The 8896-nt window shown below is 62.6% G+C and carries 10 protein-coding genes and 2 riboswitches; of the genes, 8 read left to right on the forward strand and 2 right to left on the reverse strand.

The window, feature by feature from the left end; translation table 11 throughout:
• Nucleotides 1–113 precede the first annotated feature (113 nt).
• Nucleotides 114–530, forward strand: a complete 417-nt coding sequence (locus C5J24_RS04585; RefSeq protein ID WP_105404898.1) for a DUF2000 domain-containing protein — start codon at nt 114–116, stop codon at nt 528–530.
• Nucleotides 531–570: 40 nt separating this feature from the next.
• Here the strand turns inward: C5J24_RS04585 and C5J24_RS04590 are convergent, their stop codons facing one another.
• Nucleotides 571–1059 (reverse strand): copper chaperone PCu(A)C, encoded by a 489-nt coding sequence (locus C5J24_RS04590; protein ID WP_105415920.1) that lies wholly within the window; start codon nt 1057–1059, stop codon nt 571–573.
• 67 nt (nt 1060–1126) lie between these two features.
• On the reverse strand, nt 1127–1504 hold the full coding sequence (locus tag C5J24_RS04595; RefSeq protein ID WP_105416646.1) for a hypothetical protein: 378 nt from the start codon (nt 1502–1504) through the stop codon (nt 1127–1129).
• Between the two features lie 195 nt (nt 1505–1699).
• A riboswitch (glycine riboswitch) is annotated at nt 1700–1787 on the forward strand.
• Nucleotides 1788–1867: riboswitch (glycine riboswitch) on the forward strand.
• A gap of 67 nt (nt 1868–1934) precedes the next feature.
• On the opposite strand from C5J24_RS04595, the gene gcvT reads away from it, so the two are divergent.
• From gcvT to C5J24_RS04630, 7 genes are all read left to right on the forward strand, one after another.
• Nucleotides 1935–3071: a glycine cleavage system aminomethyltransferase GcvT gene (gene gcvT, locus C5J24_RS04600; protein WP_105415922.1), complete on the forward strand. Its 1137-nt coding sequence runs from the start codon at nt 1935–1937 to the stop codon at nt 3069–3071.
• A 16-nt stretch (nt 3072–3087) separates the two neighbouring features.
• A complete protein-coding gene (gcvH, locus tag C5J24_RS04605) occupies nt 3088–3450 on the forward strand; it encodes a glycine cleavage system protein GcvH (RefSeq protein ID WP_105415924.1) in 363 nt (120 codons plus the stop codon).
• Nucleotides 3447–6329: an aminomethyl-transferring glycine dehydrogenase gene (gene gcvP, locus C5J24_RS04610; RefSeq protein WP_105415926.1), complete on the forward strand. Its 2883-nt coding sequence runs from the start codon at nt 3447–3449 to the stop codon at nt 6327–6329. The genes gcvH and gcvP overlap by 4 nt, the downstream gene beginning before the upstream one ends.
• A 135-nt stretch (nt 6330–6464) precedes the next feature.
• Nucleotides 6465–6719, forward strand: a complete 255-nt coding sequence (locus C5J24_RS04615) for a hypothetical protein (protein ID WP_105415928.1) — start codon at nt 6465–6467, stop codon at nt 6717–6719.
• Nucleotides 6720–6850: 131 nt separating this feature from the next.
• Complete coding sequence (locus tag C5J24_RS04620; protein WP_105415930.1) at nt 6851–7135, forward strand: hypothetical protein; 285 nt, start codon at nt 6851–6853, stop codon at nt 7133–7135.
• 243 nt (nt 7136–7378) lie between these two features.
• Nucleotides 7379–7708: a flagellar basal body protein gene (locus C5J24_RS04625; RefSeq protein ID WP_105415932.1), complete on the forward strand. Its 330-nt coding sequence runs from the start codon at nt 7379–7381 to the stop codon at nt 7706–7708.
• A gap of 188 nt (nt 7709–7896) precedes the next feature.
• Nucleotides 7897–8511 (forward strand): hypothetical protein, encoded by a 615-nt coding sequence (locus C5J24_RS04630; protein ID WP_105415934.1) that lies wholly within the window; start codon nt 7897–7899, stop codon nt 8509–8511.
• Nucleotides 8512–8896 lie beyond the last annotated feature (385 nt).

An 8896-nucleotide genomic window follows, 5' to 3' on the forward strand; every position in this document is an offset into this window, starting at 1 on the left:
GATGAGGTAGATCCTACCTCAGAACCCCGAAAGGGAGAAGTAAAAGGCAGGATCGACCGGGCGATGCGGAGTAATCTGCAGATCCTCTTCACTGATGGATATCCTGCCTGCCCATGACCGACGACATCCGCATCGCCATCATCGTCAACCCTACCCTGCCGCTCGGCCTCCTTGCCAACACGGCCGGCGCCATCTCGATCGGCCTTGGCGCTCGCGTGCCTGCGCTCGCAGCTCGCCGGCTGACCGACCGGCAGGGTCGCACGATCGATATCAGTTCCGCCCTGCCGGTGCCGATCCTGCAGGCGCAGGCGGATACGATCCGATCCCTGATGCTGAAGGCCATGGACCAGATCCAGCACCACGCCGTCGTGCCCTTTCCGGCTTTCGCCAGATCGCTGCACGACTATCGAGACTATGAAGCCGCCTTCCCCGATCGCGATCTTGCGGAAGAGGAGATCGACGGCCTTGGCCTCGCAGGACCTTCGAAATGGATAAAGTCGCTGACCGGCAGCCTCAAACTGCTGCGCTAGAGACGAAGAGCCCACTCCGGGGAGTAGGCTCCATCGAATTTTACTTGTGCACGTGGCCGCCCGGCCCCGCCGCTTCGACAGGCAGCGTGATGTCGACCTTGCCGGCCTTCTCGAAGGTCAGGGTCACCGGCACTTTGCCGCCCTGCTTGAAGGGTTCCTTGACCTTGATGAACATCAGGTGCAGTCCGCCGGGCGTCAGTTCGACGGCCTTGCCCGCCGGGATGGCAATCCCGGTATCGAGCCTGCGCATTTTCATCACCTCGCCCTGCATCGCCATCTCGTGCAACTCCACGGTGCCCGAGGCCGGCGACGAGACCGAAACCAGCATGTCGTCGGACTTGCCGGTGTTCTTGATGGTGAGATAACCGCCCCCAACCGGCTGGCCGGGCAGCATCGCCTTGGTGAAGGCGCTGGTGATTTCCAGGTCGGCGACCTTGGCGGGCGCATCTTGAGCGGCCGTAGCTCCCGCAATGATAATGCCGGTCGCGGCGAAAATGCCGAGGAACGTGAGTTTGGTGAAAGTCTTCATGGAATATCCCCATGCGGTGACAGCATCCGTGCCGGTCGACCGCGATTGATCTGAGAGCGTTAAAGCATCAGGTCGAAATCGGGGGCGCACGAGACTTAGGCCGGGCGACGGCACTCGTACCGAGCAATTCGGAAAACTGGCGCAGGGGATTGGCGAGCGACGCGCGCTCTGCCGCAAGCCAGGTTTCATCTCTCGGCGGCGGCAGGATGACCGATCCGGAGAGCAGGCAGACTTCGCAGAGCGGCTTTGCCGCCGGCATCTGATGGCCGTGGTCGCGTGACGAGCAGATGTCGGCAAACGTGCCGTCCGGCAGACGATAGGCTTCGCTGTAGGAATCGAGCGGCGCTGCCGCCTGGACCGGCTGATGGGCAAATCCCAGCAAAAGCAGCAGCATCGCGCAGAAAATGCGCGTTGAGTTCGCCGCCGTGTTGAGCCGTGCCGTCATCGTCTCGCCTGTCCGAATGCCTGCCGGAATAACCCAAATCGCACCAAAGCGCAAAAGCCCTTTTTGCCGCGGTTTGTTCGGTCATTTCGCCAGCCATTGCATTAGGTCAAATCGCGTTTGCTGCGTTGCGACAAAAATAGTGTTTCGTGCGACATGGAGGGCTTGCCAAATGGCGATCAAGGCCGATAATACCGCCCAGACTCGCTGGGAGAAGCCGCTTAGATGCGGTGCCGAAGGAGCAACCGCCCCGGAAACTCTCAGGCAAAAGGACCAGCAGTCGACCGACAGGAACTCTGGAGAGAAGCCCGAAGAGGGCTCGCCGAAGGGATAACAATCTCAGGCGACAAGGACAGAGGGGGCTCATAAACCGGTGCGTCACTGCGCCTGAATCTGAGCCGGCGCTTGAAATGCGCCAACCCTGGAGGCGTCCTTGGACGATCAGACCGTTCTCAAGACCACCCCGCTTCACGCCCTCCATCTGTCGCTCGGCGCCAGGATGGTGCCCTTTGCCGGCTACGACATGCCTGTGCAATATCCAGCCGGCGTGCTGAAGGAACATCTGCACACCCGCACCGCCGCCGGGCTTTTCGACGTTTCCCATATGGGCCAGGTCGTCATCCGCGCGAAATCCGGCGCTTACGAGGATGCAGCACTTGCGCTCGAAACCCTGGTGCCGGTCGATATCCTCGGCCTGAAGCCCGGCCGCCAGCGCTACGGCTTCTTCACCGACGACAACGGCGGTATCCTCGACGATCTGATGATCACCAATCGCGGCGATCACCTGTTCGTCGTCGTCAACGCCTCCTGCAAGGACGCCAACCTCGCCCACCTGCAGGCGCATCTGACCAATTGCGACGTCGAACTCCTCGAAGACCGCGCGCTCATCGCTCTCCAGGGTCCGCGCGCCGAAGGCGCCCTGGCGGCTCTCTGGCCGGACGTCACCTCCATGAAGTTCATGGACGTCCGCGACGCGTCCCTGCACGATATCGACTGCATCGTCTCCCGCTCCGGTTATTCCGGCGAGGACGGGTTCGAGATTTCGGTTCCGGCAGACCAGACCGAACAGATCGCCAAGGCGCTGCTCGAAGACCTGCACTGCCAGCCGATCGGCCTCGGCGCCCGCGATTCGCTACGCCTCGAGGCCGGCCTCTGCCTCTATGGCAACGACATCGACACCACAACCTCGCCGATCGAGGCCGCGCTCGAATGGGCGATCCAGAAGGCCCGCCGCGCTGGCGGCGTCCGCGCCGGCGGCTTTCCGGGTGCTGCCCGCATCCTCGATGAACTGGTGAACGGCACCTCCCGCCGCCGCGTCGGCCTGAAGCCGGAAGGCAAGGCGCCCGTCCGCGCCCATGCCAAGCTCTATGCCGACGCTGAGGGCCGGACCGAACTCGGCGAAGTCACCTCCGGCACCTTCGGCCCCTCGGTCGAAGGCCCGGTCGCCATGGGCTACGTGCCGACCCGCTTTGCCGAACCCGGCTGCCAGATTTTTGCGGAGGTGCGCGGAAAATACCTTTCCCTCACCGTCTCCGCCCTTCCCTTCATCACCCCCACCTACAAACGATAATCCTCCGGAGAGAACCATGTTGAAATTCACCGCCGAACACGAATGGCTGAAGCTCGAAGACGGTATCGCGACCGTCGGCATCACCTCTCACGCTGCCGAACAGCTTGGCGACCTCGTTTTCGTGGAACTGCCGGAAGTCGGCGCCATACTCACCAAGGACGGCAATGCCGCGACCGTCGAGAGCGTCAAGGCAGCCTCTGACGTCTTTTGTCCGCTGGACGGCGAAGTCATCGAGGTCAACCAGGCGATCGTCGACGATCCCTCGATCGTCAATTCCGATCCTCAAGGAGCAGGCTGGTTCTTCAAGCTGAAGCTCAAGACCGCCTCCGACGCCGATGCGCTGCTCGACGAGGCCGCCTACCAGGAACTGATCGCATGACCACCGACAGCACCGATTTCCATTTTACCGACTACCAGCCCTACGACTTCGCCAACCGCCGCCATATCGGCCCGTCGCCGGCCGAAATGGCCGAGATGCTGAAAGTGGTCGGCTACAAGAGCCTCGACGCCCTGATCGACGCCACCGTGCCATCCTCGATCCGCCAGACGGCACCGCTTGCCTGGGGGCCGGCGCTGACCGAGCGCGAGGCGCTCGACAAGCTGCGCGATACCGCCAACCGCAACAAAGCGCTCGTCTCGCTGATCGGCCAGGGTTATTACGGCACGATCACGCCGCCGGTCATCCAGCGCAACATCCTTGAAAATCCCGCCTGGTACACCGCCTACACGCCCTACCAGCCGGAAATTTCGCAAGGCCGCCTCGAGGCGCTCCTCAATTTCCAGACGATGATCTGCGACCTGACCGGCCTCGACGTTGCCAACGCCTCGCTGCTCGACGAGGCGACTGCCGCTGCCGAAGCGATGGCGCTCTGCCAGCGCCAGGCAAAGTCGAAGGCGACAGCCTTCTTCGTCGACGCCGCCTGCCACCCGCAGACGATCGCGCTGATCGAAACCCGCGCCGCGCCGCTCGGCTGGAGCGTCGTCATCGGCGACCCGATGACCGATCTCGATCCGGTCGACGTGTTCGGCGCGATCTTCCAGTATCCGGGCACCAACGGCCATGTCCGCGATTTCACCGGCCTGATCTCCCGCCTGCACCAGACCGGCGCGGTTGCTGCCGTCGCCGCCGATCCCCTGGCGCTGACGCTACTCAAATCCCCCGGCGAAATGGGCGCCGACATCGCAATCGGCTCCTCCCAGCGGTTCGGCGTGCCGGTCGGTTACGGCGGCCCGCATGCGGCCTATATGGCGGTCAAGGATACCCACAAGCGCGCCATGCCCGGCCGCCTGGTCGGCGTCTCGGTCGACAGCCGCGGCAACCGCGCCTACCGCCTGTCGCTGCAGACCCGCGAGCAGCATATCCGCCGCGAAAAGGCGACCTCGAACATCTGCACCGCCCAGGTCCTGCTCGCCGTCATGGCTTCCATGTACGGCGTCTTCCACGGCCCGGACGGGCTCAAAGCCATCGCACAGCAGGTCCACCGCAAGGCCGTGCTGATGGCCAAGGGCCTCGAAAAACTGGGCTACACCATCGAACCCGACACCTTCTTCGACACTATCACCGTTGAGGTCGGCCACATGCAGGGCCTGATCATGCGCGCGGCGGTCGCCGAGGGTGTCAACCTCAGGAAGGTCGGCGAAACCCGCATCGGCATGTCGCTCGACGAGCGCACAAGGCCGGCGACGCTCGAAGCCGTCTGGCGGGCTTTTGGAGGCAATTTCAAGGTTTCGCATTTCGAGCCCACCTGGCGCCTGCCGATCGCGCTCCTGCGCAAATCCGACTACATGACCCACCCGATCTTCCACATGAACCGCGCCGAAAGCGAGATGACCCGCTATATCCGCCGGCTCTCGGACCGGGACCTGGCGCTCGACCGGGCGATGATCCCGCTCGGCTCCTGCACCATGAAACTGAACGCGACGGCGGAAATGCTGCCGATCACCTGGCCGGAGTTTGCCGACATCCACCCCTTCGTGCCCGCGGACCAGGCGCTCGGCTACAAGGAGATGATCGACGATCTTTCCTCCAAACTCTGCCAGATCACCGGCTACGACGCCTTTTCCCTGCAGCCGAATTCCGGCGCGCAAGGGGAATATGCGGGCCTGCTCACCATCCGCAACTACCACATCGCCAATGGCGACACCCATCGCGACGTCTGCCTCATCCCCACCTCCGCGCACGGCACCAACCCGGCCTCCGCCCAGATGGTCGGCATGAAGGTGGTCGTCGTCAAGGTTCGCGACAACGGCGATATCGACCTCGACGATTTTCGCGCCAAAGCCGAACAATATGCCGAGAACCTCTCGGCCTGCATGATCACCTACCCCTCGACCCACGGCGTCTTCGAGGAAACCGTGCGCGAGATTTGCGAGATCACGCACAAGCATGGCGGCCAGGTCTATCTCGACGGCGCCAACATGAACGCTATGGTCGGCCTCTCCCGCCCCGGCGACATCGGCTCCGACGTCTCCCACCTCAACCTGCACAAGACCTTCTGCATCCCGCATGGCGGCGGCGGTCCCGGCATGGGCCCGATCGGCGTCAAGGCGCATCTCGCCCCGCACCTGCCTGGCCACCCGGCGACGGACGGACCAGATAAAGGTACAATGGGGGGCGCGGTCTCGGCGGCCCCCTTCGGCTCGCCGTCGATCCTGCCGATCTCCTGGTCCTATTGCCTGATGATGGGCGGCGAAGGCCTGACCCAGGCGACCAAGGTGGCGATCCTCAACGCCAACTATATCGCCGCCCGCCTGAAGGGCGCCTACGACGTGCTCTACAAGTCGGAGGCAGGCCGCGTCGCGCATGAATGCATCATCGACACGCGCCCACTCAACGCCTCGGCCGGCGTCAGCGTCGACGACGTCGCAAAACGCCTGATCGACTGCGGTTTCCACGCCCCGACCATGAGTTGGCCGGTCGCTGGCACGCTGATGATCGAGCCGACCGAAAGCGAGACCAAGGCCGAGATCGACCGGTTCTGCGATGCGATGCTGGCGATCCGCGAGGAGGCCCGCGCCATCGAGGACGGCCGCATGGACCGGTTGAATAACCCGCTGAAGAACGCCCCGCACACGGTGGAAGACCTGGTCGGCGAATGGGACCGCCCCTATTCCCGCGAGCAGGCCTGCTACCCGCCGGGCGCCTTCCGCGTCGACAAATACTGGTCCCCGGTCAACCGCGTCGACAATGTCTATGGCGACCGCAACCTCGTCTGTACCTGCCCGCCGCTGGAGGCTTACGCGGAGGCAGCCGAGTAAATTTCCCCTCCATCCCGCCTCGCCCCGGATCCATCCCCGGAGGCGAGGCGATCCACCGCCGCCCTCTTTGTACGCTACCGCACGGGAACTCCGGCGCCGCCCCCTGGTTTGCGGGGTGCGGCAAAGGAGCTCGCCATGCAGCGGTTCTTTTTTCACATCAACTTTACCGGCAAATTCGTCACCGATCCCGAAGGGGTGGAGTTCGCCGATCTCGACGCTGCAAAAAATTCGGCGCGCCGGGCCATCCGCGAACTCGCCGCGGATTCCCTTGCGGCACAGGCCAGGTTCACGCTTCGCAGCACCCGGATCTGCAGCGCGGAGGGCGAGATGCTGGCGGAGGTTTTCGTTCCGGACGCCATCTGCGACGTGATCCCGGCCGACCTTCTGTAAACCACCGCGGCGCGCAATCGAAGCCTGCCAGCGACGGAGCTCGGCCCTTCGTTACGTTACCGGACTTTCCCTGACAGCTTTGCCGTTTTTGATATTCTGTCACGGCAGTTTCCAGAACCGGGACAGCCCCCATGTCCGATGATTGGACGTTTTTTCCGCATGTCATGACCATGCACGATCTGCAGGCGATGCGCGAAGCGGTGCGACTTGCCGAAACGATACGGCCCCCCGCCGACCCCGCCGAAACCGAGCTGCTCGCCTGGATCGTCTTCCGCTATTACAGGCGCGGACTGACGGATCCGGAACGGCTGGCCTCGGTCGCCGTCTTCCTCTCCAGTTCCCGCGTGATGAAGCGCCAGCGGGCCCACACCGAAGCCGGGGTCGTGGTGCATCTGGACCTGCGCAGCCATACCTGACGCCCCCGATCTGACCCGCCTGGGCGCCAGCCTCCGTCATTGCGACGGCATCCGTTCGACGAGGATGCCTCGGGACACGCAACGGAAACGCGTTCAAGCGCAGATAGCGCCTTGCCGAAAAGTCCCCGCCCCGTTCCGGCACATCTGTGCCGCGCCGCAATACGCTTCCCTTACCCTTCCCGTTCAGTCTTCCTTGAAGCTCTTGCCCTAAAACATCCGTCATCGGGTTTGGGGATGCTTGTCATGGGTCTGTCGTCGGTGATGAACATTGCGGTTTCGGGCATGCAGGCCCAGGCGAAACGCCTCGCGACCGCGGCCCACAACATCGCCAATGCCCAGACTCCCGGCTACAACCGCCTCGACACCCAGGTCTCCTCGCTCCCCAATTCCGGCGGCGTCACCACCACCGTCACCCCCTCCACCTCCGTCACCTTCCCCGAAAGCTCGAATGTCGACATGGCCAACGAAATGCTCGACGCCTTCACCTCGGCGCAGGGTTATGCGGCCAACGCGGCAGCGTTCGAGACGGGCGCGGACATGTGGGCCGTGCTGATGAGCATCAAGCGGGATTGAGGGCGGCGATAGCGGTTTGCCGAGTGCGGCTAGGCCCTTTACGTTAGAATGGCTGATATCAACCCGAGGCGGCCACGCGTCTTGCCTTATTCGTGAATTCTTCAAGAGTAGCTCGAGACATCGATGCACTTGAGCTTCGATTGGTTACCGAATATCCCGGAACTAAACACGTGTTCGCAGGGAAGCATATGCGCAAGATCCGAGTTCGCATCCAGCATACCCATCACATCCATATCCACAACGACCTAGCGAGCGCCGCCTTCTTCTTCCGTAACAAGGTTATGGAGAACAGCAAGATCGACGGAAGTGTAAAAGGAAGTCACTTCGACATGATGGCCTGCGTAACGATGACCGCGTTTGCCCTCGAAGCCAAAATCAATTTCCTCGGAGATAGACTACTCGGCCGGAAATGGCGGGAGCGCGACTCTAGCTACGAAAAGCTCAAGAAGGTCTGCCGGCATGTAGGAGTGACGTTGAGCCTTAACGCGAAGCCCTTTACAGCCTTTACCTATCTCAAGGACATCCGCGACACCCTGGCCCACGGCAAGCCCGAGTTGATTGAGGTGGACAAGGAGGTCGTTAGCACGCCTCACGAATTGGAGGCATACAACGGCGAGCTCCAAGGCCAATGGGAATATCAGATCAAGCCCGACCTTGTCCTCAATGCGTATGATGAAGCGATGGACGTGTGGAAACTACTTCTCGAAGCCTCGGGGTTATCTCTCCACGACACGCTCACGCACGGAATTCATGGCATCAGCTATATCGAGGACGTATTAATTGATGGCTCTACAGCGGTCTGAAGCACCCTTAACTGTGAATGCACTTGGAGATCTTCAACAATTCTTCAAATGAGTTACTAAAAATCCTTATCTACTTCATCCCCGCACTCCCGGCCCGTGCCTAAAATCCCCTCCGTTCCGTCGCGGATACACCGGCAGGCGTGCTGGCGAGGCGGGACCGGCGCCGGGTTGCAGGAAACGACGTAAGTCCTGCCATTCGGAGTTCGCGGAAAACCGTCTCCCTCCGGCGACAACGGGGAGAGGTGGAGGCAAACGAACCGAGCCTTCGTCTCTTGAAGCCCGAAAGCGCGCGCCGGACGTGCCTGTGCGGCACACATGGTGGCTGACCGGATGGTGTCGCCGGATTCTTGAAGTCCGTTCGATACCATTGGAGAAGCCGGCGGAG

The organism is Neorhizobium sp. T25_27, from assembly GCF_002968565.1.
Taxonomy (GTDB): Bacteria; Pseudomonadota; Alphaproteobacteria; order Rhizobiales; family Rhizobiaceae; genus Neorhizobium; species Neorhizobium tomejilense.